This window comes from Dyadobacter sp. SRI_021, from assembly GCF_057586235.1.
In genome coordinates, this window is sequence record NZ_JBYCZM010000002.1 from 726,202 (window position 1) to 752,858 (window position 26,657).

Consider the following 26,657-nt stretch of genomic DNA (forward strand, 5'->3'; position numbering starts at 1 on the left):
ATTTTTTCGTGTAACCAAAATAAACCCGTGAAACAAGCATATCAATGGCCGGATGCCACACCGCCGGTAGCAGAAAAGAAAGACCATGAAACCGGAATGCATGGTGACAAACGTAATGACGAGTACTATTGGATGGGCGACTTCTTCCGCGAGGGCCCCGACAGCGACAAAGTCGTAGAATACCTGAAAGCCGAGAACGCCTACACCGATACGATGATGGCGGGTACGGCGAAATTCCAGGAAGCATTGTTTTTAGAAATGAAGGGGCGGATCAAGGAGAAGGACGAGTCGGTGCCGGTGTTCAGCAATGGGTACTGGTATTACACCCGCAGCGAGGAAGGAGAGCAGTATTTCAAATATTGCCGCAAGAAAGGCTCGCTCGATGCGCCGGAAGAGATCCTGCTCGACGTCGATAAAATGGCAGAGGGACATCCGTATTATTCGGCGGTCGGTTTCAATGTAAGTCCGGACAACAAGCTGCTAGCCTATGGCGTCGACACCGTTTCGAGAAGGCAGTACACCCTCTACATTAAAAACCTCGAAACCGGCGAGCATTTTGCCGACAAGATTTATCCGGCAAGTGGTGGTTCGGAGTGGGGGAATGATAACAAAACGCTGTTTTATACAGCTACCAATCCGAAAACGCTCCTGAGCGAGAAGATCAAGCGCCACACGCTTGGAACGGATCCGAAGAAGGATGTGGTGGTTTACAATGAGAAGGATAAGAGCAATTATATCGGGGTAGGGAAGACGAAATCGGACAAATACATTGTGATCGCTTCTTCGGCCACGATGTCGTCGGAATACCTGATCCTCGATGCAGACAAGCCGGAAGGCAAGTTCGAGGTGTTTCAGCCACGGATGAAGGATGTTTTGTATGACGTTGATCATCAGGGAGACAAGTTCTTGATCGTGACCAACAAAGATGCGTTGAATTTCAGGCTGATGGAAACGCCCGTGAACGCAACCGGGGTCGAAAACTGGACGGAGGTAATTCCCAACCGTGCCGACGTGTTGCTGGAAGGGATTGACGTTTTTAAGAACCATCTGGTGATTACAGAGCGTAAAAATGGCCTCTTGCAACTCAGAATCCGCAATATCAATACGAATGCGGAGCATTACGTGGATTTCGGTGAGCCGGCCTACACCGCATACGCCGGCTCGAACCCCGAATACAACAGTTCGAACCTGCGTTACATCTACACTTCGCTTACAACGCCGAGCTCAGTGTACGACTACGACATGGAAACCCGCGATAAAGAGCTCAAAAAGCGCCAGGAAGTGGTAGGAGGGTACAATCCGGAGGAATATGTAACGGAACGTTTGTATGCGACCGTGCGCGACGGCGTGAAGGTGCCGATTTCAGTGGTATACAAAAAAGGTACGCCCAAGAGCGCTGGGACGCCGCTTCTGCTTTACGCATACGGTTCATACGGCAACAGTATGGACGCCGCGTTCAGCAGCACGCGCCTGAGCCTGCTCAACCGCGGGTTTATATACGCGCTCGCACACGTACGAGGCGGGCAGGAAATGGGCCGGCAATGGTACGAGGACGGTAAAATGTTCAAGAAAAAGAACACATTCAACGACTTCATCGACTGCGCGGAATACCTCATTAAGGAAAATTACACCTCCAAAGAGCATTTGTTCGCAGAAGGCGGCAGTGCGGGTGGTTTGCTCATGGGCGCGATCAGCAATATGCGTCCCGACCTATGGCGGGGCATCATTGCCGACGTGCCGTTCGTAGATGTAGTGACGACCATGCTCGACGAGAGCATTCCACTGACAACCAATGAGTTCGACGAATGGGGGAATCCTAAGAATAAAGAGTCATACGACTACATGAAGTCCTATTCGCCATACGACAATGTGGAGCGAAAAGCGTATCCTAATATGCTCATTACCACGGGTCTTCATGATAGCCAGGTGCAGTATTTCGAGCCTGCCAAATGGGTAGCACGACTGCGAACCCATAAAACCGACAACAATGTGCTGCTTTTAAAAACAAATATGGAAGCCGGCCACGGCGGCGCTTCGGGACGATTCGATTACTTAAAGGAGATCGCCTTGCAGTTCGCGTTTATGTTTGCGTTGGAAGGCATTAGCGAATAAAGTTTGAACGTCCGGCACTGAATTTTGAATGACTGAATGATTGAATGACCGAATAAGCCCTATTCAATCATTCAGTCATTCAGTCATTCAAAATTCAATCATTATAGCGCACCAATCGCCTGCTCCACATCCGCGATGATATCGTCAATATGCTCGATACCTACGGAAATACGGAGCTGGGTCGGCAGGACACCTGCTGAAAGTTGTTCTTCGTCAGATAGTTGAGAGTGCGTGGTAGATGCCGGGTGGATGATCAGCGTTTTGGCATCGCCCACGTTGGCCAGGTTACTGATCAGTTTCAGGTTATCTACAAAATGCTCCGCAGTCTTTCTGTCGCCTTTCAGTGAGAACGACAAAACCCCTCCGAAACCACGTGTAAGGTACTTTTTAGCCAGCTGGTGGTATTTGTTGCCTTCCAGACCGATATAGTTCACATTTTCCACTTTCGGATGTTTTTCAAGCCATTGTGCGAGTTTCAACGCGTTTTCCGCAATACGCTCCACTCTTAGCGACAGCGTTTCAAGCCCTTGCAGGAACAGGAACCCGTTAAATGGCGAGAGGGACGGGCCCCAGTCGCGCAGGCCTTCCACACGGGCGCGGATGATGAACTGGATGTTGCCGAATGGTCCGCCGATACCGAAAACATCGTTCAGAACAAGGCCGTGGTAGCTCGGCGAAGGCTCTGTAAACTGAGGGAACTTGCCGTTACCCCAGTTGTAGGTACCTGCATCGACGATCACCCCGCCAATGGAAGTTCCATGGCCACCGATCCATTTCGTGGCCGATTGCACGACTACGTGCGCGCCGTGCTTGATGGGCTGAAAAATGGCGCCTGCCGCACCGAACGTGTTGTCGACGATTAACGGGAGGTCATATTTCTTTGCAAGCGCAGAGAATGCGTCAAAATCGGGTACGGAATAGCTCGGGTTACCGATGGTTTCGAGGTAAATGAACTTGGTCCTGTCGTCGATCAGCTTTTCAAAACTGCTCACATCGTCGCCATCGGCGAAACGTGCTTCCACACCGATGTTTTTGAAGGAATTTTTGAATTGATTAAAAGAACCGCCGTAAAGGAACGAGGTGGTCACGAAGTTATCACCGACGGTCGTGATGTTGTTGATCGCCAGAAACTGTGCCGAATGCCCCGAAGCGGTGGCCAATGCAGCTACGCCGCCTTCCAATGCCGCCACGCGTTTTTCAAAAACGTCGTTGGTGGGGTTCATAATGCGGGAGTATATGTTGCCAAACTCTTTCAGAGCGAACAGGTTAGCGGCATGCTCGGCATTATTGAACACATAGGAAGTGGTTTGGTACAAAGGCACGGCCCGTGAATTGGTAACTGGGTCGGGCTGTTGTCCGGCATGAAGCTGCAAGGTTTCAAATTTCATTTGGTTAGAACGTTTAAGGTGGATAAAACCCAAATGTATCAAACTAAATGATATTACTCTACGAAATTTATAGTCTTTTGCTTGCCGGATAATAAATTGGATTTTGATAATGGGATATCAGCCTCCGATCAGGCTGAGCAGATTGTTGCATTGTATTCGGAGCTCGTTGAGCGTATATGCGTCTGTGACACGACCTTCCGTTATTTTGCCTTTGACATTCGGAATGGACAGTGCAGAGCCGTCATTCTTTTTGGTGCCCAATGCCGTTAGGGTAAGTATTAGCGACGCCAGTGCATTATTTCCGCCGGAGTTGAGCGGCGAGGCACTGATCACCGATACCGGCTTATCATTCAGATCGCCGGTACCCACGGTCCAGTCGAGGGCGTTTTTAAGTGTACCAGGTACACCGAACGCGTATTCCGGTGTGCAGATCACCACCGCGTCGGCCTGGGCAATGGCAGTTTTAAAGCGGATCACCGGCCCGGTATCGGAAAGGCCCGGAGCGAAATGAGCGATTTCGTCCAGGCCTTCGAAGATTTCAAAAGTGATGTCGGAAGGCAATAAGCTTCCCAAGGTTTTTAGGATGATGGTATTGGTGGAATCGGCGTGCAGACTGCCCGAAATGCCCAGGATGCGAATGTGTTTCATAAACAGCACTACAAAAACCGGCCGTTGCGGGTTTCCGGTGCTGCCAATTTATTTAGCCATGACATTGTAAAAGTTGTAATCGGTCATCGGGGCGTCGGTGAAGCCCAGGTTACGGCCCATTGTAATGACCTGTCCGCGGTGGTAAGTGGTATGGTTCACGACGTGCATGATGTATTCAAAGTTCGGGAAGTTGCATTGGAACCAGGGACTCTCCACGAGCGTCTCGCTCTGAATTTGCTGGATCGAGAGGCCTTCGATGTATTCCGCAAGCTCCTGAGATTGCGCTATAAGCGTATCAAATGTCGAGTCGATATCTCCATCGAAATCCTGGCCGCTATAATTGTACTCCGGATTGAGGATCGAGTACCAGTAGCGCTGCGTTTCAAGGATATGGATGAGCGTCAGCCGGATGGTCGTAAAGCTCGATTTTAGCTCCGTTTCGAGGATTTCGGCCGGTTTTGTGCGCAACCAGTTTACCAAAGTGCAGTTGGCCCAGTGGTTGTAATCTGCGAAATTTTTCATCGCATAGGCCAAACTTTTTTCTGCGGTCGGAATTTCAATTGTGGCTGACATATCTCCTTTGTTTAAGTGCATTACAAAGAAAACAGAAGCTTATGACAGCCCTATGTCAGCAGCACTTATCAATGATTCAGATTTTCCAGAATTTTTTCGGAAAGCTGCCGTACGATCGTTTTGAGTGCTTCGGGCTCCATAATACACGCTTCGGGAGCGATCATCATATACCATCTGGCAAAGCCTTCGAGCGACGCGCTGAGGAACGTCATCTCGACATGATCGTCGCGCTCGATTTCGGAATTAAAGCCATAGTAGTTCCGCTGCTCGCGTATGTAACGCGCCGCGCGCTTATCCACGCGGATGCGCACGAGGCGCATATTGTCGTTCTCCCAACTGTCGTGCATAAAGTCTTTCAGCGGGGCGTGCTGATGAACGAAAGGTCGGTCCGTAATGTCGCATTGAAGGATACGGTCGGAGCGGAAATTGCGGTAGTCGTTGCGCAGGTGGCAAAATGCGATGGTATACCAGTAATTATTTTCGTGGTAAATGCCTACCGGTTCGATAATCCGCTCGCCTGGCTCGGCGGCACTCAACGCAACATACAGGATTTTAGCAATTTTTCGCTCGGAAATGCTCCGAAGCAGAACGTCAAGCGTGTTGCTGTTGGGCTGGTGAAATGCCCTCGGCCGGCTCCGTACTTCAATGTGGTTTTCGAGGTTCTCCACCATCGATTTTTCGGTACTTCGCAGCACGGCTTTGATCTTGTACATCGCCGCCTGGTAATGCGATTGAGTCGAGAAATCGGTAAACTTCTCCATCAGCTTTTCGGCCGTGATGAATGTACGCGCCTCTTCCTTGGTGAACATGACAGGAGGCAGGCGGTAGCCATCCATGATGGAATAGCCGACGCCTGCCTCGCCTATGATGGGTACGCCCGCTTCTGCGAGCGAATTAATGTCACGGTACACCGTCCGCAGACTGATCTCGAAGCGTTCGGCCAGGTCCTGGGCTTTGACAATTTTGCGGGATTGAAGCTGGATCAGGATGGCGGTAATGCGGTCGAAACGGTTCATGAGTGTCGGTGAGGAAATGTCCGGCACAAATTAAGTTTAAAGAACCGGTTCTCTCAAATTAAATGCTTCCGAAATCAATTGAAAGGATTTGATACGGTTTTCAAACGTATCGGCCATGGTCGAAACCATGATCTCGTCCGCTTCGAAATCGGTAGCCAGCCTGGTCAGCTGCTCTTTCACCGATTCCGGCGTGCCCGAAACGATCCGGCCGCTGTTGTATTTGATCCGGTCGAGCTCTCCGAAATTAAACTGGTATTTCCGCACCGTTTCGGGGTCGGGGAACGGCCCGAATTTGCCCCGTTCGAATTCCACCAATACGTAGTCCATCATCTTGCGCATTAATGCCGCCTTTTCTTCGGTTTCGGCGCATAATGTGAACGCGGAAATGATCACTTTGGGTTTTTCGAGCTGATCGGACGGGCGGAAATTACGTTTGTATTCCTCCACTACATCGGGCTTCACAAAGCCATTAATGAACCTTGCAACCGCGAGGCCCATTCCGAAACGGGCGGCGATATTACTGCTGCCTCCGCTGGAACTGAGTATCCACTGCTCCGGAATCGTCGGGGACTGCGGCGTGGCGTAGACAAACCCGCGCTCGGTGCCGGCGGTATCCCTGAAAAAGTGCTGCAAATGTTCGAGCTGTCGCAAGTAGCTCGTTTCGCTGAAATCGTTGGATGGGTTCAGGAGGGAAGAGGTAATGCGGTCGGTGCCGGGCGCACGGCCCATACCGAGGTCAATGCGGCCCGGATAGAGCGTTTCGAGCATGCGGAAATTCTCCGCCACTTTCAATGCGCTGTGATTCGGCAGCATAATCCCGCCCGAGCCGACGCGGATATGGCTCGTTACATCCGCCAGTTTAACCATCAGGACTTCCGGGGCCGAGCCGGCAATAAAAGTGGAATTATGGTGCTCGGAAACCCAGAAACGGCTGTAACCAAGTTCTTCGGCCAGTTTAGCAGTGGCAATGGTTTCCTGTATGGCCTCGCTGACCGTAGACCCGTGTCTGACAACAGATTGGTCGAGAATGCCCAGTTTGAAATGCTTCATACAATAAATACTTGATTTGAAGCATAACACGGCATGGCCGGTTTGTATTCATTTTAGAGGCATTAAATATCCTGTCTGCGAGTATAGTAACGTTCGCCGGCGGGAGGCTAGGGCACGCGGTCCCAGTAGGTGCTTCTTCCCAGCAGCGGTATGCCCACATAGCTCCTCACTTCGAGTTTTTCCTTACGCAATTTAATCAGACAGTTGTAGGTCTTACCGCTCCTCGGGTCGTACATTTTGCCGTTGTCCCAAAGGTCTTCGCTAAAGACGAAGTTATTTAGCAGGTTCACGTGGAGCAGGTTCCGGGTGCGAAGCTTCTCATTGGAATTCCGGACGTCTTTTCGGGACGTTTTTCCATCGGCTTCGAAGAGATCCTCCGACCACAGCAGGCGACCGAAATATTCCTCGCCGTTTTTATAAATCTCTATGCGGGTATCTTTTTCTTCGTTGATCCACTCGCCAACGATCTTATCTGCGACAATAATTTGCGATCCGGCAGGGTTGAAACTCACAAAAAAAAATATAGTAAAAAGTATTTTATACATTCTAATGGTGTCCGTCGGGTTGGTTGTTTGTGTTTGGGAGACCTTGAAAATATGCAAGTTTGAAATTTGTAAAAGTTTACACTGTTAAATATTGTAAAAATCAAAACGGCCAAATTTAGCAGTGAGAGTATATTTTTATCAATGATCTTTTATTTAACATCGATAAATATTGAATTTAACACTGTTAATCATTTTGAACTTTCATTATATACGCGAATGAGTCCAATTATTTCCGATTGTTGGTGTGACAATATACGACAGTTCTTCAAATTAAGAAACAGAATTATTCCAAGATGCCGCTCAATCCTACGGCGGTGCGGTCGTACGCGAGTCGGTTCCTATGCGCCACCTCAGATTGGATACAGCAAGCGTTATTCCGCGCTGAAATTTGTATCCGATGGTGATTTTGCTCATCTCGTCTGATAGACATACGATGGCTACGGCATTGTTTTTTATAGAATTAGTTCTCTATTTATGTAAAAGTTGCAGAGTCTGATATAAACTGCGTTTGTCTATGAGTACTTCCCATGGCCCCGTGCCAGCCAATGAAATGGAGCGTCTGCTGGCGCTCTCGGAGTTGGATATCGACTATTCGGACCATCAGATCACATTCCGGGACTTGGCCAAGTTGGCCGCAAAGGTTACCGGTACCAGAATCTCACTTGTTAACTTGCTTGATTCCCTTACGCAATGGACGATCTCTAACTACGGCTTCGATATCGAGCAAATGCTTCGGGAGGATTCAGTTTGCCAGTACACCATCATGGAGTCGGAGCATTTTGAAGTCGGTGATTTGAGCGCGGACGATCGCTTTAAGAACAAAATATATGTGACCGGCGAACCCAATGTAAAGTATTATTATGGTATACCGCTGAAAACGAGTGAAGGGCTGCCCATTGGCGCCTTGTGCGTGCTCGACCAGGAGCGCAAGACGCTCGAACCCGAGAAAATAGAGCTTCTGAAAATTATTGCCGACGAGATCGTAGCCCGCCTGAAAACGCATAAAGTGCTGGAAAACCTGAAAGCAAGGCTTTTGGAAGCAGGCCAGACGCAAAAAAAGGTGGCACATGACATACGGGGACCATTGGGCGGGATCGTGGGGCTGGCGCAGATTATCCGCGACCAGGGCGAGCAGAACAGAATGGATGAAGTCCTCGAATTTATCAATCTGATTCACAAAAGCGGTAATTCCATCCTCGATCTGGCCGAGGAAATCCTCGACTCGCATCGGGAAAAGCCAACAGGTGAGAGCACGTCGCGGGCTTCGAATGGACAGGGCTTCACGCTGATGATTTTTAAGGACAAGCTCGAAAAGCTCTACGGACCACAGGGCAAGCATAAGAACATCCGTTTTCGGGTTCAAACAAGCCCGCTAACCGAGAATATCCACTTTTCGAAAAGTAAATTGCTTCAAATTACGGGTAACCTTATTTCTAATTCCATGAAATTCACGTCTCCCGGCGGCGAGGTGGCCGTGAACCTGCATCTGCTGATCGACCAGGCCAGACCCATATTGCAAATTTCAGTTCGCGACACCGGCGTGGGGATCAGCGAAGAGAATATCCAGGCGATTTTGTCCGGTAATGCGTCGTCCACCAATGGAACTGGCGGCGAGCAAGGCTTTGGATTTGGACTGGCGCTGGTGAAACATCTTGTTGACAGCCTGGGTGGGAATATCAATATTGCTTCGGAGCCGGGTATCGGGACCCATTTCGAGATCAACCTGCCTCAGAATATCTATTGATCTCGTTTGCAGCTCTGTGGGCCTGGTATTTGCATTCCAGCCGATCCCTCACCAATTTTGTCTTCTTGTTTTACCTGGAAATTGAAATTTTGAAACTCTATAAAGGACTTGTTGCCGCTACTGTTGAGGCTTTGCAGGATATTTTTGTTAAAAATCGCCAAGCCGACCGTGTCGTTGAGCAGTTGCTGAAATCCAACAAAAAATGGGGTGCCCGCGACCGCGCTTTTATTGCGGAAAACGTGTATGAGATCGTACGCTGGTGGCGGCTGGTGAAATACGTCGCCCAGGTGGACAAGGCCGCAGAAAATGAGGATTTCTGGCAGCTGGCAGGTGCATGGCAACTGATCAAACCTTTGCGGCTTGGTGGGCACGATGCAATGGAGAGCCTGCCCGAATGGCCCGAATTTGAGGGTTTAGATCCGCAGTCGGTTATAGAACGGTATAAGGAGGGGACGAAAATCCGCAAAATCGCACAATCGATACCTGACTGGATCGACCAGATCGGTGAGTCGGAAATCGGGGAGCAGTGGTCTGCTGAGCTGTCTGCGCTTAACAAAACCGCTCCGGTGGTTTTACGCATCAACTCGCTGAAAACAGATATTGCAACGGTGCGCGAGCAGCTGGGACTTGACATGACCGAACCTGTCGCTGGTGTCCCCGAGGCATTAGTACTTAAAAAGCGGATGAACGTATCCGGTTTGGATAGTTTTAAAAACGGCCTTTTTGAGGTGCAGGACGCCGGATCACAGCTTATCGCGCCCTACCTGGACGTACACCCCGGCATGTCCGTGATCGACGCCTGTGCAGGTGCGGGCGGGAAAAGCCTGCATGTGGCCGCATTGCTCGGCAATACGGGCTCGATCCTTTCGATGGACATCGAGCACCATAAATTGCAGGAGCTGGAACGCAGGGCCGCACGAAATGGGGTTACCAACCTGACCACTATGCTCATCAGTTCCGAGAAAGTCATTGCTAACCTGTCGGGAACCGCGGATCGCCTGCTGCTTGATGTGCCTTGCTCAGGACTAGGCGTTTTAAGACGCAATCCCGACAGCAAATGGAAGCTCAAACCCGAATTTCTGGACAAGATTCGCAAAGTGCAGGCGGACATCCTTGAAAGCTATTCCAAAATGGTCAAGAAGGGTGGGAAAATGGTGTATGCGACTTGCAGCATTCTACCTTCGGAGTCGGAGGAGCAGGTACGGGCATTCACCAGGCGCCACCAAGCCGATTGGCGGTTTGTTTCTGAACACCGCACCTCACCCGCGCGTGATGGTTTCGACGGCTTTTATATGGCGCTGCTCGAACGGAAATAGCCCTACACCGCCGGTTGAACGGCAAAATACCAGACCCATGTAATCAGGAAAACCTGCATCGGAATGCGGAACCATAAATACGCGGGGCCTTTTCCGTCGTAGGTGCCCTTCTGGTAGTCAAGGTGGCGGTTGGTTGCGTAAATGTTAGCCGGAAGCAACGCGATGAAAAAGAGGATCAGGAAGATACCTGCCGCATAACGTGTCGAGGGGAAGAGCAGTGTGATACCTGCTGCGATTTCAATCAGTCCGGTTATTAAAACCATTGCTTTTTTGAAGGGAACAAACGGCGGGACCATCTTGCTCATACCCTCGGGAAATTTAAAATGTCCTAATGCAGTGAATTGCAGCATTGCACACATGGCGATATTTCCGCTTAAAATGTAAGCCGGCTCGCCGAAATACGCCCAGGTAATGCCCAGGCTAGCCAAAAAACTGAGAATTAGAATAATCAATACCGACATAGTGGATGAAATGCTTTTCCCGTGAAAGTGCGAAATGATTGCAACTAGTTCCGCAAACATCGGAAGGCACGGTTTTTTCCTGATTTTAAGAAATCAACAAGCGAAACCATGGACTTCCAGAACCAATACTCGTTCGCATTTCCCTCCGCGGAAATGCCAGACGACCAGCCGCCTGCACCAAGTTATCCAGAAAGGCCGAGGGAAACAGGCCCGTTGAATCCCACGCCCGAAATACCGGGGACCGACGCGCCGGAAGTCAATACCGGTTCGAGGATCGATGAGGATCAGCCGGCTGAACCGACTGATGAAGACAAGGTAGGCGAAATCGAATCGCAAAATCCCTGAACCAAAAAGGGTTACCCCAATGCTGGTAACCCTTTTTGATTAGACCTGGATGCAGTGCTACTGTGCCTCTACAAGCTTCTTGATCTCAACCAGGATCGGGGTCCAGCCTTCGCCGTTGTTGTACGAGTCCTGGTATCGCCGCTCGCCCTCCGCTACGGTGCTGTAATCGCCCTGCGTAACCTTTAAAAGTGTTTTTTCTCCCTGCGGAACAAGATCATAGGTGACTTGGAGGTAATTTTCGGAAATATCATCGATGTTCGAATGCGGATCGATGGTGGTGTAGCGGAGGAATTTCCCCGGCTCGATTTCCAGCACTTCCCCTTTGACCCAGATAATCTCTTTTCCTTCGTGCTCACCTTTCCAGAGCAGTTCGCTGCCGACGTTCCAGTCGGAAAGTGCCTCACAGCCAAACATATACTGCTTCGTCTGTTCTGGATTTACAAGCGCGTCCCATACACGGGAGGCCGGCGCATCGATCGTAATTTCGTTTTGGATGAATAATGGTTCCATTGATTGAATGACTTTTAATGTTAGGTGTTGCTGAGTGTTGTCAGGTGTTGCTGAGTGTTGTCAGGTGTTGTCAGGTGTTGTTAGTGTCGTTAATGATGTCAGGTATTGCCAAGTGTCGTTAATGATGTCAGGTATTGCCAAGTTTTGTCGGGTATTGCTTTTGAAATAACCGGTGTCTTTCATCCTAACGATTCCTGATCAGACTCTGCTGTTCTTGACTATAACTGACACCAATTGACAGCATCTGACCACACCTGGCCACGTCTGACTACACCTGACTACACCTGACCAGACTTGACCCACATGGCCAGATTTAACAACGGCAATATTACGCCACTCCGTACCGTGCCGGATTGCGTTTTACGGATTATTTCTAACCGAAAAGGGAGTGATGCCGAATTTCTTTTTAAAGGCATTGTTGAAATGCTGGGGCGTCGCGTAGCCTAGCTGCGTCGATATTTCAGCCGCTGTTTGCTGCGTGTCCAACAGGTATTGTTTGGCGAGTTGCAGGCGCTGGTCGGTGAGATAGCCGAAAATAGTATTGTTGAATGTCTCTTTGAAACCTTTTTTCAGTTTGTATTCATTCAACCCCACGTGCTGCGCGATTTCGGAAAGATTGGGCGGGCAATGGACACGTTCGTTGATCAGGTCGCGAACGGCGATGATCTTCTCCTTGTCGGTTTTGGTTTTGATAAACGGATCCGTTTTACGTTCCGAAGCCTCGCACGCGTCGGCGCATAGCACGAGCAGTTCGATGCTTTTGGAAAGCAGGAACAGCTTTTTGAGATTTTCCGAATACCTGCAGTGGATGATCTGCTGAATTACCTGCTGGATCGGTGAGTCGATCGTTCCCCATTTTTCAGTCAGAATCGCACTTTTCCCGAGCATGATCGCTTCTGAAAAGCGTTTCAGTGCATCGCTGGCATTTTGGGTGAACTGAATGAAGACCTCTTTGGGAAACTGAATACCGAAAGTCTCGATTTCAAGCGTCTTTGCCTGCACGGTCATTTCAAACTCCTTGGAATACATGATGTTATGATGCCCGCCTACGAGGTCGAATGTCTTTCCGAGCTGGTTGTAGGTGAACATATAATCCCCTTTCAGGCCGAAATGCATGCGCACGACCTCGGTATTGGTGCTTTTAGAGTGGAAACCCGACAATTCCGTAAACCGCGAAACCGCATGCCCGAGTAGGATGCCGTCACATTGCCACGTGGTGCCGGTCATTTGACCTTTGTCGAAACTACGGGTTTGCCTTTGTTCCATAGGTGTTACTTTTTGCGGTTGGCGAGCCAGAGGATCGAGTTCACGAGGAACTGATTCTGCGCGTCGTTATCAAAGGTAAATGATAATTCCTTGTTCGTTTTGTTCTCGTAGTCGATATCATTATGGCCCATATTCATGTACAGCATTTTGTACTTTTTATTGGTCCACGCGACAGGATAATAGCCGCTATGCCAGATTTCATGCTGCTTCGGGCCGGTACCCAACGGGAAACTCGCCGGGTCGATCGACAGAAGGATTTGAATGTCAGGATTTTGGGTTAAATCTTTCTCCCATCGGTACCATTCGTTGGGAGAAGCCTTGAAAGTGCTGCCTAATCCCCTGGTTGCCGGGCTTTGGGGATTTTCTACTTTCAAAATGGCCGAAGTAGGGCGCCAGGTGTTGCTTTTGTATTGCCCCGAGCCGAGAAATTGATCATGGTACCAATCCCAGTTCTGCGGATAGGCCGACGGTGTCAATGCGAAGGCAGCGAAATGAAAGCCGATCCAGCCGCCACCGTTTTCCATATACTTTTGAAATGCAGCCCGTTGCTCAGGTTTTTCCGGTCGTGTGTCCAGGAAAAGCACTACCTCGTATTTCGACAGGAATTCGGCGTTAAGATTGTCCCAGTTGCTGGTAGAATCGTAGGTAAACCCGTTTTTCTCACCAAGTTCGGGCAAACGTTTATGGGCTTCGCCTACAAAACTGACGTGTGCCCGGTCGTTTTTACCGGTAAAAAAGGCGACAACTCTGAATTTGGCTTTCTGCTGGGCGAATGCCGGTTGCGTAACGGATAGGATGCCCAGCATGGTAATGCCCAGCATGGTAATGCCCAGCATGGTAATGCCCGGCATGGCAATGCCCAGCGTGGTAATCAGGACAGCCAGCGGCTTTCCGAATAGGTACTTCATTGGATAAGGGGCTAGGTATGGAGATTAAATTAAGCCAAATATAAACGGTAAAATGTCTGCGTGGGTTCGGCGCTAATTTTAGTTTTGAAAACCATGAATATCCGCTTTATTTGCCGTTTCCAATTTCATTAGTAATCATGAACTACACCCTTATTGCACAACAGGCGGGCGTCAGCGACAAGCAGGCGAGAAGTACTATCGCGTTATTCGAAGAAGGCGCCACGGTGCCGTTTATCGCGCGGTACCGCAAAGAAGCCACCGGCGGGCTGGATGAGGTCCAGATAGGCTCCGTCAAAGAGGCATGGCAGAAGCAGCAGGAAGTCGAAAAGCGTCGTGAAGCCATTTTGAAGAGCATTGAAGAACAAGGCAAACTCACACCCGAGCTGAGAAAGAAGATCGAGGGCGTGTTCTCCATGACCGAACTCGAAGACCTTTATCTTCCCTATAAACAAAAGAGAAAAACCCGTGCGACGATTGCCATCGAGAAAGGCCTGGAACCACTTGCCAAACTCATTTTCGAGGGCAAGGAGCGCGATCCGGAAGGCAAGGCAGCCAGCTTCCTGAACGACCAGGTTGCAAATGCGGGCGACGCATTGCAGGGGGCACGGGACATCATCGCCGAGTGGATCAACGAAAATCAGGAAGCACGGACGAAAATCCGTTACGCATTCCAGCGCGGGGCCATTATTACTTCCAAAGTCAAGAAGAAAAAAGAGGAAGAAGGTGCCAAATACCGCGATTATTTCGAGTTTTCGGAGCCTTTGGCCAAAATACCCTCGCACAGATTACTCGCGCTGCGCAGGGGCGAGGAAGAAGGTATTCTGAGCGTCGATATTTCGCCCGATGAAGATACGGCGCTGGAAGCATTGGACAGGCTGTTCATGTTCGGTACGGAGGCCTGCAAGGACCAGCTCGAACTGGCGATTGGGGACAGCTATAAGCGACTATTGAAACCGTCGATCGAAACGGAATTTGCCAATATATCAAAGGAAAAGGCAGATGCGGCGGCAATACAGGTGTTCACCGAAAACCTCCGGCAACTCCTGCTGGCTTCGCCGTTGGGCCAGAAAACAGTATTGGCTATCGACCCTGGCTACCGCACGGGCTGTAAGGTCGTCGTACTCGACAATCAGGGTAATCTCATCGCCGACCATGTCATTTATCCTTTCGATAAACCTTCGGAGGCAGGCGCCAGGATCGGCGAGCTTATCCGAAAGTTCAAAGTCGAAGCGATTGCGGTTGGTAATGGTACGGCTGGACGAGAGACAGAGGACTTTGTAAAGAAGTTGCTGGAGGGTTCCGGGCAATCGGCGGACATCGGCCTGTTTATGGTGAGCGAGCAGGGAGCATCCATTTATTCCGCTTCGGAAGTTGCGCGCGAGGAGTTCCCGGACAAGGACGTCACAGTCCGTGGTTCGGTATCGATCGGCCGCCGGTTGATGGACCCGTTGGCCGAGCTGGTAAAAATTGATCCGAAGTCGATCGGCGTTGGCCAGTATCAGCACGATGTAGACCAAAATTCATTGCGAAATGCTTTGGACGTAGTCGTAGAAAGCTGCGTGAATTCCGTAGGCGTAAATCTCAACACGTCGAGCAAGCATTTGTTGCGCTATGTTTCGGGCCTTGGACCCGCTCTGGCGCAGAATATCGTGGATTTCCGGGCTAAAAACGGAAATTTCAAATCGAGGCAGCAATTATTGAAAGTTCCTCGCCTCGGCGCCAAAGCATTTGAGCAGGCGGCGGGCTTCCTGCGTATTGAGAATGGTGCTAATCCATTGGATAACAGTGCGGTACATCCTGAGCGTTACGAATTGGTAGAGCAAATGGCCAAAGACGCCGGCGCTACGGTGAAGGATTTAATGCAGAAGCCTGAGTTGCGGCGCCAGATTAAAATTGAAAAATATGTATCGGCGTCGGTGGGCTTGCCGACTTTGAAGGATATCCTCGCCGAACTTGAAAAGCCCTCGCGTGACCCGCGCGCCGAAATGAAGAAGTTTGAGTTTGACGCCTCGGTCAGGAAGCCCGAAGATCTGAAGGTCGGGATGGTCCTTCCCGGAATCGTGACCAACATCACCGCGTTCGGTGCGTTTGTCGATGTGGGCGTGAAGCAGGATGGGCTCGTCCACGTTTCACAAATGGCCGACAAATTTGTGAAGGACCCGAACGAAGTGGTGAAGTTACAGCAGCACGTCACCGTAAAAGTGACAGAGGTAGACCTCAGCAGAAAGCGGATAGCACTGTCGATGAAACTTTGAAAAATACAAAACCCGTTGGAGCCAGGCACAACGGGTTTTGTATTTAAATACCTTTATAATACGTGCAGCCGTTCTTCCTCCACAACCTTTTTCAGATCGTGCAGCACGTTCAACCAGTTACCCTCCGCTTTCACGACGGCATCGTCGTCTTCCAGGTTGTCCTGTGTAACCACCAGCGTCGTGTTCTCGTGGTAGTCCGACAAGTGGAATGTAACGTGAGTATAATTATCCTCAAAATCCTCAGTGCCCGACAGCGGGCTCCAGAATGAGTAGCTTAGCTCACGTTCGGGCGTAATCCTCAGGATTTCGCCTTTGTCGACATAATGCTGGCCATTCCATTCGCCTTCGAAGGTGATAGGACTTCCGATTTCAAAATCCGAGCGCATTTCAGTGCCATGAAAATATTTTTTGACGAGTTCAGGTTCTACCAATGCCTTCCAAACCGCAGAAGGGCTTGCATGGATAGAGATGGTTGCGGTTGCGAGCTGTTTTCTGTTCATGTTTATTCGGAGTTAGTACTGTGATAAATGCTGAGAAAATTATGCCAACGAGGTCCGTGTCTGCACGGCCCTGAGCAGATTTTGATCGCTGGCTGTATATTTAACGTATATCAGGCGAAATGAGTTGACATGCGCGAGCTATATTTTAAACAATGGATGCCTATCAGTCTCGACGAGGCCTGGGCTTTTTTCTCGAACCCTTCCAATTTGAAGGAAATCACCCCTGCCCAAATGGGATTCGTCGTGACATCATCACATCACGGCGGAAAAATGTACGCGGGACAGATTATCCGTTACATTGTAAGACCGCTGTTCGGTATACCGCTGAAATGGTGTACCGAAATTACACATGTGGTTGATAGGCAGTATTTTGTAGATGAGCAACGCTTCGGGCCGTATGCATTCTGGCACCATCAGCACCGCTTTACCGAGCAAAACGGAGGGGTGCTGATGGAGGATATTTTGCATTACAAAGTGCCATTCGGCATTTTCGGGAGGTTGATAGACCGGATGATCGTGAACCGGGAAGTGAATACGATTTTTGCTTACCGAAGGAAAATTCTGTCCGAGCGTTTCGGGACCTAGAAGTTGTACTGTACGCGGGCAGTGAAAACATCGTCCGAAACGTCGCTTTCGTACCCCGGCAGCGCCGACTTTTCATTCCGTACGAATTCATAGTAGAATACGAATTTCAGCGATTCGTTTGCCATGTACACGTAACCCATCCCGAGGGTATTGTACCGGAGATCGGCCTTGCCGAATCCTTTATCGGCAGAGATTTGCTTGCCCGAGACCTTGGTATTGGGGTCGTACCAGTCGTATTTCATCACAAACTGGTGGTCCAGGCTGCCGAGATGTTGCAGAAAATAGAAATACGCGCCGTCGAAGCTGCGGGTGTAGAGCGGATCTTTAATGCCGTTGGTGACCGGGTAAGTTCCGGGCGTTTCACTTGTGCCGAAAGTCGCCGTTTGCCTGCCTTTAATGTACTCGGCCCGGAACTCGGTTTCGCCTTTCCGGTTCGGGAACGAAAGCTGGAAATCTGCTCCGGCGTAGTTACGTGGCCTGGTTTTGTGCAGGTTAGCGCTTGCCGAATCGCGAACTGCCTGATATTCGCCACCCCTGCGTTCCGTTTTATAAAGGATCTCGGATTGGCTTACAATGCCGCCGGCGTAGCCTGATACCGCCGCCGACAGGGTTGCACCACCCAATGCACGGATCGTGGTCGGTTTGAGACTTAGCCTGCTGATGACGTCCTTATGACTGTCATAGTCCATCGGCCCCGACATACCCTGACCGTTGAAGACGCCGAGGTCGAATTTCAGTTTCTGATGCCATTCCTGTGTTTTGCGGCTGGTAACGGTGAGCATTACACCGATGTCCCGCTCGGTTTTCATCAGGATCTGAGACATGCGTCCGCGCTCGGGCGACTCGCGGTTGGCCGACGAAAGGTTCACTTCGTGCCCGAACGGCCGCGCGAACATTCCGGTGGTTAATGCGAATATTTTGAATTTGTTTTCATAAAACCGGCCCCAGAAATCGCGGATGGCCACGCCGCGTTCGGTGCCGTCAAACTGGAATACGAAATATGAGGTTGGATCGTCATTCTTGTTGAGGTGCGCGTAGTCCACGCGCAGGCGCCCGCGACGGAGCATGAAACGGTTGTTCGACAGCGTAGAGAAGTTTCCGCCTGCAAACGTTTCGGCGCCTTCTTTGGAGATAACCTGAAACTGTGGCTGAATATATCCGCTGATTCTCACACGATTATAGCGCTCGTAAATAGAGAGCATACCTTTTCCCATCTGGTTTGTCGTATCCACAAGGTCCATAAGGAAGCGCTGGGCAAAAAGGTCTGAATGGCTTAAAAGTATAAAAAGTAATAATAGGCCGGCAACACGGAACTTCATTAGGTTATATAATTGGTGGCTGGAAATCGGGGTACAAAGAACCTTATTTTCCCTTAATTATTTCAGCCAGATCGGATAGTTTTTCTTGCCAGTGCCTTTTCATCGCGTCACGGTCGGCAGCACGCGGCAGCTTTTCATGATGAAAGCTGATAACACTTTTGCCGGCGCTCTTGCTTTTGCTACCCACCACGCGTACCTGTAAAGTTGAATTATAGCGCCAGTATTCGGGCTTCCACGCCACCCTGAAATGCGAGCCCGGGGCGAGAACGGTGACGGTCCCGACAATACCATCCTGTGTTTTGAATGATTCGCCCATGCCCACGCGGCCATCGACGAGCGGGCCTAGCCAGGTTGATAGTCCTTGTTCCGAGGCGATGAGTTCCCAGGCCTTTTGAACCGGGAGCGGAAAGGTCCTCGAAACGCCCACTTCGTACCCGGACAAGAGCTCTCCTAATTGTCGCTGGCCGATTGCTTCGCGGTAGCCCAGAGCGATCTTCTGCCGGTACCAGGCATTTTCCACGTGATCTTCCAACAATGCAACAATATCCTGATGGGCCCGTCCGTCGGATTTGAGGTTATCGAGCCATTCAATCCATTCCGGCCAATTACGTCCGGTTTTCTCTTTTAAGGTGTGTGACGACAGCCTGGCAAGTTCGTCTGCCTCTGATAATGCCTCATTCATAGCCATGATTTTTACAGGTTTTAGGAATGCAAAATTAGTTAAAAATCAGTGCTAATGCGTACAGCGGTCGATCGTTGGCCGACGAGGCTGGAAAAATGAGTGACGGTAGACGAACCGGATTTGACCGGTTGTTAGTGATTATTTTCCGGATTAAATACTTGTTAATCAATATACTTTGTACTGTATGCATATTGTACTCAAAATACTTTTAATATGTTCATTAATATAATTAGTGTAAAAAGTAATGAAAGTACTATACTTAAATATTACTAATAGTATAATATTTATAATACTTTTAAAAGATATAATATAAATTAAAAGTATTGCGCATAATTTCAATGATGGGCTGACTATAAAGCACAAAAAGTTCAATACTTTACATTCATTTGAAAAGTATCGAACTTTTTATACTTAACAGAATCTATCAAGTACTTAATGAATTATACTTTTAATACTTTAAGTATGGATAGATAGATATGTTAGTATGTTACTAACATTACATATTATATGACAACACCCTATTATAAGTACGTGCCTAATAGCCGGCTGTAAATCGCTTCCGGATGAAGTTTCCTTGCTCGATCTCATCGACGATGACGACAGCTGTATCGTCCACCGACAGCCTACTGTGATGGTGCTCATCGAACACCGGCGTGTCGAGTGCGGTGCGGTATTTACCTGTGCGCTCGCCAGGATGTGCGGGTGACATTTCAATGGCCGGGCTTAGAAAAGTCCAATCCAGTTCAGTTTCAGTTTTGAGGAAATTGAGGTAATCGCGGGCGGCTGTGGCGCCAGCTTTGTACGCTTCGGGGAAAGTAGGAGTGTCCACCAGCTGCAAGCCCGGTTTGATTTCCAGGCTTCCAGCGCCACCCACCGTAAGGAACCGTTTTACGCCCGCCTGCTTCACGCCCGCCTGAATGGCCTTGGCGCCGGCGATAAAGTCATGGTAAATGTTCGGGTTCGTCCAGCCTGCATTAAACGTGCTGATCACCGCGTCGTGGCCTTTGACGGCGGCGGCCACCTCGTCTGCATTCGCTACGTCGGCAGCTTTGACTGTAATGAGCGGGTTGCTGACGTCGATTTTATCGGTATTGCGGGCAATGGCCGTAACCTGGTGGCCGCGCGAAACAAGTTCTCTCAAAACGTGGGTGCCTACAAATCCAGTGGCACCGATCAATGCAATTTTCATAAGTTTTTGTGTTTAAGATGGATATGTTAATCTGAAATAATAAATGTTACAGTTTTGTGCAAAAAAATCAATTGAACTTCTCACAGAATTCTGCCAGCGATACTTTTCCCAGGCTGGCAAGCAAGGTCTTTTCCGCGTCGTCATACAGGCTGTCGAGATGATCGTTGATCTTGCGTCCGACGGGGCAGGCCGGGTTAGGAGAGTTGATGCCTTTTCCCAGTAAATCCTTCTGTTTGACCGCTTGGTACACCTCCGACATGAAGATCTGACCGGCAGGTTTCGCCAGCTTGCTTCCGCCCGATTTTCCTTCTTTGCTTAACACCAGGCCGCGTTCGCGCAAATTGCTAAGCTCTTTCCGCACGAGTACCGGGTTGATGTTAATGCTTCCCGCCAAGTATTCAGACGACGTCCATTCGTCCTCCGAAAAGGTCAAAAGTGTCAAAATGTGCACGGAAATGGCGAAACGACCGCTGTTCATACTGTAACTTTTATTATTACAGTACAAAGGTGAACAACGTTTGGGAGAAATGCAAGCGGGAGGGGATTTTTTGGGGAAGAGGAGGATGGGAGAATGGAGGAAAGGGAAGATGGAGGAAAAAATTGGCCTCGGATGCAGGAGACCCGACTGGGGTCACGTAGTGCGTTTTGTGTATGCATGCTAGAAACAGCAAGCCGCTGCGCGGCCAATACTTAGCAATCGACGTTACTGTCAGAGAACGACGCAAGATGCCGGAGGCATACCCTGTGTAGCAGCATGGGTCATAACACGACAAAAGGCCCCCAGCGGGGCCTTCTGTCCTTCTACCTCTAAATTCCCTGCCCGAAAGCCGGATTATTCTTGTCAAACCACAATCGCTGGCTGTTCAGTGTGGCAGCGGTGCGGTCATTGGGCGTAAATCCTTGATCTGCCTGCGCTTTGAGCCAGTTGGCGTTGTTGGTGCCCAGCGGCGGCTCGTCGACCCAGTAGCGGCGAGGAATCACCTCGTTGAACGCGTCCCGCGGATAATAGGTGGAGCTGTTTTTGGGATAACCGGTCCTGCGCACGAACGTGAACGCTTCCGTAGGCAGGCGCATGAAGTTCAGGTATTCCTGAATGTAAATGCGTTCCAAATCATTGATACCGTTGAATTTTACTTGCGGCAGGGCAAGATAGGCAGCAATTTCGGTGTCCGCATGGGCTGATAACCCCGTAGTGGACAGTGCTGCTTGTGCAATGGAGTTCATCGTGCGCATCGACGATGCAATGCCTTTTTTATACCAGTCTTCGGCAGTACCCGTGATTTTCGAGCCTGTCCCATAACCTTTTTGGATCAATTCAGCAATGTAGAAGCAGCCTTCTGCACTCGTGATCATGTAATCCTGGAACGTCCCTTTTCCACCATTGCGGGTAGGGGCGAAGAATACCTTGTTGATTGTCGACATCAACACGTACTTGTTGCTGCCTGCATTGAGCGGGTTTTTGTAATACTGTGCGACGGTCGGATTGGTAGTCCAGTCGGCCGGGCCACCCTGGAACCGGATCTGCGGATCGGCAGGGTCGATGAATGCAGGTAATGCCTGATTATACTTTTTAAGCGTATCCAACGCATTTCTGGTCAGGTCATTAGGGCTGAAATAGATAACCAGGCGCGGATCTTTGGTCTGTTTCAGAAATGTCATGATCGATTTCGTAGCGAAACGCGTGCTCCGGTAATCAACATCGCCGCCGACAGGTCCCCAGTCCGGATCAAGATAGGCAAACTGGTCGGCATCTTCGACAATGGGACCGATGGGATTGTCGGCCACTTCCTTGTAAATCTGCTGTGTTTTAGCCTTATCCCGGCCCTCATAGCGCAATGCGATGCGCAATTTGAGGGTATTGGCGGCTTTCACCCACTTCACCCAGTCGCTGTGGTAGATAATGTCCGCATGACCGAAGCCTTCCTGGTCTTCCGAACTGGCGCTCAGAGCGGCAATCGCGTCGTTCAGTTCGGCTAGCCAGGTGTCATATAGCGTCTTTTGCGTATCGTATTCGGGCGTATAATTCTGTTCGTCACGGGCTTTAACGGCTTGGGTGTAAGGTATCGAGCCATTCATGTCCGTCACTCGTAGCCCGTGCAGGACGCCCACTACGTATGTGGCGGCGCGCATATTCCGGAAGCGCTCCTTATCCGATTTCATGTCGATTTGCCTGCGAATCTCCACCAGATTGGGCAGGATATTGCCGTAGTAAGCCGAATACCGGGAATTGATATTGGTCGAAAGCTCGTAGGGATCGGTGGTAAGGTGTTGCGAAAAACGCAGGAGCTGTTCCAGGTTTTCCCAGACCCATTCGGTTCCCTGGTAAGATTCGAGGCTGTTGAGCGAGTGGGTGAAAAGGAACTTGGGATCGGGCGTGATGACAATGCTCGGATCGGTATTAATATCGCCGAAATCTTTCTCGCAGGAGGTTGCCCACAGCAGGCCGGTGGCGAGAACGGTACCGGCGGCGCATTTGATTAGTATATTTTTCATTTGGAATTTCTTTGAAAATGGCTGAACAAAAAACGGTTACATCAGAATGCCGCACGGAGGGTAACGCCCAGGGCGCGGGTCATCGGCGGTATAAAACCGACTTCCTTCTGCACCGCCGTACTGTTCGAGAAGTTTGATGCAGGATTGAAGTTCAACGGCAATGTGTTGTAGAGGTAAAGCAAATCGCGTCCTACGAGGTTGACCGACAATGCATTGAGCTTGATTTTCTCGCAGAGCGATTGCGGAAACTGATAGCTGAGCGACACCTGACGCAGCGAAATCCATGAGTTTTCCGAAATCCAGTAATCGCCCACTGCCGTTGAGAAGGATCCGTAGCGGTAATTGTACTGCGGTAAATGCGTGGGTTCAACCAGCCCCTTTTCGTAAGCCTCCCTGAAAGTCATCCCGCCGACGTTCACGTTCGAGCCATCGGGTTGCGTGATGGTCTGTCCTGCCGCAAAAACGCCCTCGGGCAAAATACCGTCGTCATAGGTTTTACCATCAAACTTGCTTTGAAACACGATTCCGCCGTGATCCGCGTCGCGGCCTTGCAGCGAGTTTTTGAAAATACCAGTGTGCGTACCATAGCGGAGCGAGGTGATAATCATATCCCCGCCAATTTTGGCATCGAACAGCACATTCAGTGATAACCGTTTATAAGAGAATGTGTTATCCCATCCGCCGCGGAATTTGGCATTGATATCACCTACATCTTTCCATTCATTGCTGCGCGCGGGGAAAGCCGCACGCGCGTCGCCGCGCCAGGAGAGGATCGGCAGGCCGTTGCGCGGATCGTTCGCATCGGTACCCTGGAAACGTGCCGCGGCAATTTTGGTGCGGATCACACCGTAAGTACCGCCCACTTTGGCATAGGGGATCAGGTCGTTGCCGCCCCCTGATTCGTCAGCCAGGGCGTAGTACTCGCGGTTACCGTACAACTCGATGATTTTGTTTCGGTTACGGGAAAATGTTATCGTACTGTTCCAGGAAAAGGCACCGATTTTAACCGGTGTTGCATCAAGCGCGATCTCGATACCGGTGTTCTGGATATTTCCTGCGTTGATCAGAATACTGTTCACGCCGGTCTCTATGGCCGCAGAAATAGGGATCGGCTGGTTACGGGAATTATCGCGGTATACCGATAGATCGAGCCCGAGGCGGTTATTCAGTACTTTCACTTCCAAACCGATTTCTTTGGCGATTTTGCGCAACGGCTTGATATTGGTCTGCAAAGTCGATTGAGCGCTGAATGTGGACAGCGCCTGGTCGCCGAAGCCGCCTGCATTGGTGTAGCCCCCGAATTTGAAGCCGGGATTGAGCAGGAACGGCTCGATATCACCACCCAATGCGGCCAGGTTCCCTCTCAGCTTTCCATAGCTGAGCCAGTTGGGCAGCGAAGAATGGAATGACTGCGTAAAAATCCAGGACAAACTGGCAGAAGGATAATTGTAAAAGTTGTTTCCCGAACCATTGGAATAGGTAAGCGCCGATGACCAGTCGCCGCGCCAGGTAGTTTGCAGGAAAAGTTGCTCGCGCCACGCGAAGTCAGCGCTAGCATACAATGACTTATAAGAACGACGTGTTTTGATCCCGCCTTCCGACTTTTGCGATAGTACCGAGTTGGCAAGGAAGAAGTTGCCGGGATACGACAGCCCGCCTACCGTTTCGGCATTGTTGAACGACAGGCTGTACTGCTGCGATTCTCCACCGACGTAGCCATTGAAATCCAGGTCTTTGGTAATGGGTTTGTTAAAAATGGCGAGCCATTTCATGAAATTCGTTTGCTTGGTCGAGTGCCCGAGCGCGTAGCGGCCGCCCGTGAAGTTTACGCCCTGGCCGAGTTCCTTGATTTCGCTTTTGGTGTACAGGTTATTGAAATTACCTTCTATCTGCAATTTGAGCCAGTCGGTAACGGTAGCGGTCAGTGCGAGGCGCCCGCGTACCATTTGTTCCCGCTGGCTGTAATTGTTTTCGAAGATATTGAACCAGTAATCGGCGCCGGGCACTAAATTGGGCTCATTCACGTCGCTCACGTTCCGCAAACCTCCTTTGTAGCCGAGGTAATTCTGGCGTTGCATCCAGTATTTGGTATCGTAGTTGCGCGGGAAAATCCAGATGTAGTTGTTCAGACTGAGTGAAGGCGGGTTGGTGCCTTCGGTGGTGGTGTAGTCGGCAGTGACGTCGGCTACGAGGAATTTGTTCAGGTTTTGGGTTGCGCGCAGGTTGAATGCATTCTTGTCGAGGTTGTTTTTGAAATTGATCCCCCGGCTGTCGACGCGGTTATAGGAAAACCGGAACGTCGAGCGTTCATTGCCGCCGTCGATCGCCACGTTTGTCAGGCTACCTTTCCCGGTCTGGAATGCATCCAGGTAATTGTTGGGATAGGCCTGGTATGTGGTCATTTTACCGTCGTAATCAACCACTTGCTGGCCTGCGAATCGCGGGCCCCAGTTTTCGAGTTCGCGATTCATTTGCCGGTCGATGTATGGTTGGCCCTGGGCATTGGTAGGGAATACCTTGGTCGTCCAGCTTTCGTCCGGCTTGTAATTCGGGTCACGGGTATCGGTGAAAAATGCGCCTACCGTGCCGCCGCCGTACTCGTTCTGAAAATCGGGGCCGCGATAGGGCTTCTGCATATTGAACGTCTGCGAAACGCTCACGCCGATGCCTTTTCGCTGTGCGCCTTTTTTGGTCGTGATCAGAATCACCCCGTTGATCGCCCGTGTGCCGTACAATGCGGCCGCGGCGGAGCCTTTCAGCACCGAAACACTCTCGAAATCCTCCATATTGAGGTTTTTGAGGGAGTTACCGAAATCACGGGGGCCGCTGCTGCCGTCATATACATCGTTGTCGAGGATCACGCCATCAACGACGAAAATGGGCTGATTATTGACGCCGAGCGTAGAGTTACCACGGATCAGGATTTTGGTGTTACCCATAAGCCCGCCGGCGCCCTGGTCGATCTGCACGCCGGGGATACGTCCCTGCAATGCGCTGATGGGGCTCAGCTCGTTCGTGGCGGCCATTTTCGCACCGGCGATTTCCGAAACGGTGTAACCCAGCTGCTTTTTCTCACGTTTAACACCCAACGCAGTTACGACCACTTCATTCAGCTGCTGGTTATCCTCTTTCAGGACCACGTTGATCACGCTCTGGTTATTGACTTTTACTTCCTGTTTTTCAAAACCGACGAATGAGAAAACCAGCGTTCCGCCGGAGGGTGCATTGACCGCGTATTCGCCCGTTGCGTTGGACGTAGTGCCATTGTTGGTGCCTTTTACGAGGATGGATATTCCCACGAGCGCCGAGTTGTCCGAAGCGGAAATGACGGTTCCGGTAACTCTCACATTTTGTGCATGGAGCGTGAAACAACTCCCAAGAATGAGGCACAGCAGGCTTAATAAATACGTGCTGTACAGAAGGTACATTTTCTTCATACAAAAGAGATTTTAGAGGTACGAGCAGTTATTGTCATTGCGTAGAATAGATTCCAGGCTAGTAGAAACTCTACGCAGTAACGAAGTTGATAAATTAATAAGATTTTTTATTAATCTATCTGTATTTATTTATCTTTTTAAAAGATGAAGACGGCGCGGGAACGTTACATCGCGGCGGGAATACTTTTAAAAGTGGGGAATGCCTGGTATGGACTGTCAACACAGAAAGTATCAAACATGTAAAATGAATGATACTGTATTTTATTATAAAATGTATTAAAAGTATAATGCTTTTAATATGAATAAATAGCATTA

The 26,657-nt window shown here is 50.1% G+C and carries 23 protein-coding genes; 6 read left to right on the forward strand and 17 right to left on the reverse strand.

Annotated features, from left to right (window positions below; translation table 11 throughout):
- The first annotated feature begins 27 nt into the window (after positions 1-27).
- Positions 28-2,112: a S9 family peptidase gene (locus tag AC2YIT_RS08380; protein WP_487278882.1), complete on the forward strand. Its 2,085-nt coding sequence runs from the start codon at positions 28-30 to the stop codon at positions 2,110-2,112.
- A gap of 101 nt (positions 2,113-2,213) precedes the next feature.
- Here the strand turns inward: AC2YIT_RS08380 and AC2YIT_RS08385 are convergent, their stop codons facing one another.
- The 6 genes from AC2YIT_RS08385 to AC2YIT_RS08410 form a co-directional block, all read right to left on the reverse strand.
- A complete protein-coding gene (locus AC2YIT_RS08385; protein WP_487278883.1) occupies positions 2,214-3,500 on the reverse strand; it encodes an O-acetylhomoserine aminocarboxypropyltransferase/cysteine synthase family protein in 1,287 nt (428 codons plus the stop codon).
- 117 nt (positions 3,501-3,617) lie between these two features.
- Positions 3,618-4,148 carry an NADPH-dependent FMN reductase gene (locus AC2YIT_RS08390; RefSeq protein ID WP_487278884.1) on the reverse strand — a complete coding sequence of 177 codons (531 nt, stop codon included), beginning with the start codon at positions 4,146-4,148 and terminating at the stop codon, positions 3,618-3,620.
- A 48-nt stretch (positions 4,149-4,196) separates the two neighbouring features.
- Positions 4,197-4,721 carry a DinB family protein gene (locus tag AC2YIT_RS08395; protein WP_487278885.1) on the reverse strand — a complete coding sequence of 175 codons (525 nt, stop codon included), beginning with the start codon at positions 4,719-4,721 and terminating at the stop codon, positions 4,197-4,199.
- A 68-nt stretch (positions 4,722-4,789) separates the two neighbouring features.
- Positions 4,790-5,737, reverse strand: a complete 948-nt coding sequence (locus AC2YIT_RS08400; protein ID WP_430848328.1) for a helix-turn-helix transcriptional regulator — start codon at positions 5,735-5,737, stop codon at positions 4,790-4,792.
- Between the two features lie 36 nt (positions 5,738-5,773).
- Complete coding sequence (locus tag AC2YIT_RS08405; RefSeq protein ID WP_487278886.1) at positions 5,774-6,787, reverse strand: LLM class flavin-dependent oxidoreductase; 1,014 nt, start codon at positions 6,785-6,787, stop codon at positions 5,774-5,776.
- A 107-nt stretch (positions 6,788-6,894) separates the two neighbouring features.
- Positions 6,895-7,299 carry a DUF2147 domain-containing protein gene (locus AC2YIT_RS08410; protein ID WP_430848333.1) on the reverse strand — a complete coding sequence of 135 codons (405 nt, stop codon included), beginning with the start codon at positions 7,297-7,299 and terminating at the stop codon, positions 6,895-6,897.
- Positions 7,300-7,846: 547 nt separating this feature from the next.
- On the opposite strand from AC2YIT_RS08410, the gene AC2YIT_RS08415 reads away from it, so the two are divergent.
- Positions 7,847-9,076 carry a GAF domain-containing sensor histidine kinase gene (locus AC2YIT_RS08415; RefSeq protein ID WP_487278887.1) on the forward strand — a complete coding sequence of 410 codons (1,230 nt, stop codon included), beginning with the start codon at positions 7,847-7,849 and terminating at the stop codon, positions 9,074-9,076.
- An 89-nt stretch (positions 9,077-9,165) separates the two neighbouring features.
- Positions 9,166-10,392 (forward strand): RsmB/NOP family class I SAM-dependent RNA methyltransferase, encoded by a 1,227-nt coding sequence (locus tag AC2YIT_RS08420; RefSeq protein WP_487279016.1) that lies wholly within the window; start codon positions 9,166-9,168, stop codon positions 10,390-10,392.
- A gap of 2 nt (positions 10,393-10,394) precedes the next feature.
- Here the strand turns inward: AC2YIT_RS08420 and AC2YIT_RS08425 are convergent, their stop codons facing one another.
- A complete protein-coding gene (locus tag AC2YIT_RS08425; protein ID WP_487278888.1) occupies positions 10,395-10,913 on the reverse strand; it encodes a DoxX family protein in 519 nt (172 codons plus the stop codon).
- A gap of 48 nt (positions 10,914-10,961) precedes the next feature.
- On the opposite strand from AC2YIT_RS08425, the gene AC2YIT_RS08430 reads away from it, so the two are divergent.
- The gene (locus tag AC2YIT_RS08430) at positions 10,962-11,198 is read left to right on the forward strand and encodes a hypothetical protein (RefSeq protein ID WP_487278889.1); all 237 of its coding nucleotides are present in this window, start codon (positions 10,962-10,964) and stop codon (positions 11,196-11,198) included.
- 57 nt (positions 11,199-11,255) lie between these two features.
- Here the strand turns inward: AC2YIT_RS08430 and AC2YIT_RS08435 are convergent, their stop codons facing one another.
- The 3 genes from AC2YIT_RS08435 to AC2YIT_RS08445 form a co-directional block, all read right to left on the reverse strand.
- A complete protein-coding gene (locus AC2YIT_RS08435; protein ID WP_430848343.1) occupies positions 11,256-11,708 on the reverse strand; it encodes an SRPBCC family protein in 453 nt (150 codons plus the stop codon).
- Between the two features lie 360 nt (positions 11,709-12,068).
- Positions 12,069-12,974, reverse strand: coding sequence for a helix-turn-helix transcriptional regulator (locus AC2YIT_RS08440; RefSeq protein WP_430848345.1), 906 nt, complete (start codon positions 12,972-12,974; stop codon positions 12,069-12,071).
- A 5-nt stretch (positions 12,975-12,979) separates the two neighbouring features.
- Entirely contained in the window at positions 12,980-13,882 is a 903-nt protein-coding gene (locus AC2YIT_RS08445; RefSeq protein ID WP_487278890.1) for a ThuA domain-containing protein, read from the reverse strand.
- A 137-nt stretch (positions 13,883-14,019) separates the two neighbouring features.
- Between AC2YIT_RS08445 and AC2YIT_RS08450 the strand changes: the two genes are divergently transcribed.
- A complete protein-coding gene (locus tag AC2YIT_RS08450) occupies positions 14,020-16,137 on the forward strand; it encodes a Tex family protein (protein ID WP_487278891.1) in 2,118 nt (705 codons plus the stop codon).
- Between the two features lie 53 nt (positions 16,138-16,190).
- Here AC2YIT_RS08450 and AC2YIT_RS08455 read toward each other — a convergent pair whose 3' ends face one another.
- Positions 16,191-16,637 carry an SRPBCC domain-containing protein gene (locus tag AC2YIT_RS08455; protein ID WP_430848351.1) on the reverse strand — a complete coding sequence of 149 codons (447 nt, stop codon included), beginning with the start codon at positions 16,635-16,637 and terminating at the stop codon, positions 16,191-16,193.
- 129 nt (positions 16,638-16,766) lie between these two features.
- On the opposite strand from AC2YIT_RS08455, the gene AC2YIT_RS08460 reads away from it, so the two are divergent.
- Positions 16,767-17,222 (forward strand): SRPBCC family protein, encoded by a 456-nt coding sequence (locus AC2YIT_RS08460; protein WP_430848353.1) that lies wholly within the window; start codon positions 16,767-16,769, stop codon positions 17,220-17,222.
- Here AC2YIT_RS08460 and AC2YIT_RS08465 read toward each other — a convergent pair.
- From AC2YIT_RS08465 to AC2YIT_RS08490, 6 genes are all read right to left on the reverse strand, one after another.
- Positions 17,219-18,541 (reverse strand): porin, encoded by a 1,323-nt coding sequence (locus tag AC2YIT_RS08465; protein ID WP_487278892.1) that lies wholly within the window; start codon positions 18,539-18,541, stop codon positions 17,219-17,221. The genes AC2YIT_RS08460 and AC2YIT_RS08465 overlap by 4 nt on opposite strands.
- A 43-nt stretch (positions 18,542-18,584) precedes the next feature.
- The gene (locus AC2YIT_RS08470; RefSeq protein WP_430848357.1) at positions 18,585-19,229 is read right to left on the reverse strand and encodes an SRPBCC family protein; all 645 of its coding nucleotides are present in this window, start codon (positions 19,227-19,229) and stop codon (positions 18,585-18,587) included.
- Positions 19,230-19,758: 529 nt separating this feature from the next.
- Positions 19,759-20,412 carry an NAD(P)-dependent oxidoreductase gene (locus AC2YIT_RS08475; protein ID WP_487278893.1) on the reverse strand — a complete coding sequence of 218 codons (654 nt, stop codon included), beginning with the start codon at positions 20,410-20,412 and terminating at the stop codon, positions 19,759-19,761.
- A 67-nt stretch (positions 20,413-20,479) separates the two neighbouring features.
- Positions 20,480-20,890, reverse strand: a complete 411-nt coding sequence (locus AC2YIT_RS08480) for an Rrf2 family transcriptional regulator (RefSeq protein ID WP_430848362.1) — start codon at positions 20,888-20,890, stop codon at positions 20,480-20,482.
- Positions 20,891-21,219: 329 nt separating this feature from the next.
- Positions 21,220-22,905: a SusD/RagB family nutrient-binding outer membrane lipoprotein gene (locus AC2YIT_RS08485; protein ID WP_487278894.1), complete on the reverse strand. Its 1,686-nt coding sequence runs from the start codon at positions 22,903-22,905 to the stop codon at positions 21,220-21,222.
- A gap of 41 nt (positions 22,906-22,946) precedes the next feature.
- On the reverse strand, positions 22,947-26,342 hold the full coding sequence (locus AC2YIT_RS08490) for a SusC/RagA family TonB-linked outer membrane protein (protein WP_487278895.1): 3,396 nt from the start codon (positions 26,340-26,342) through the stop codon (positions 22,947-22,949).
- Positions 26,343-26,657: the final 315 nt, after the last annotated feature.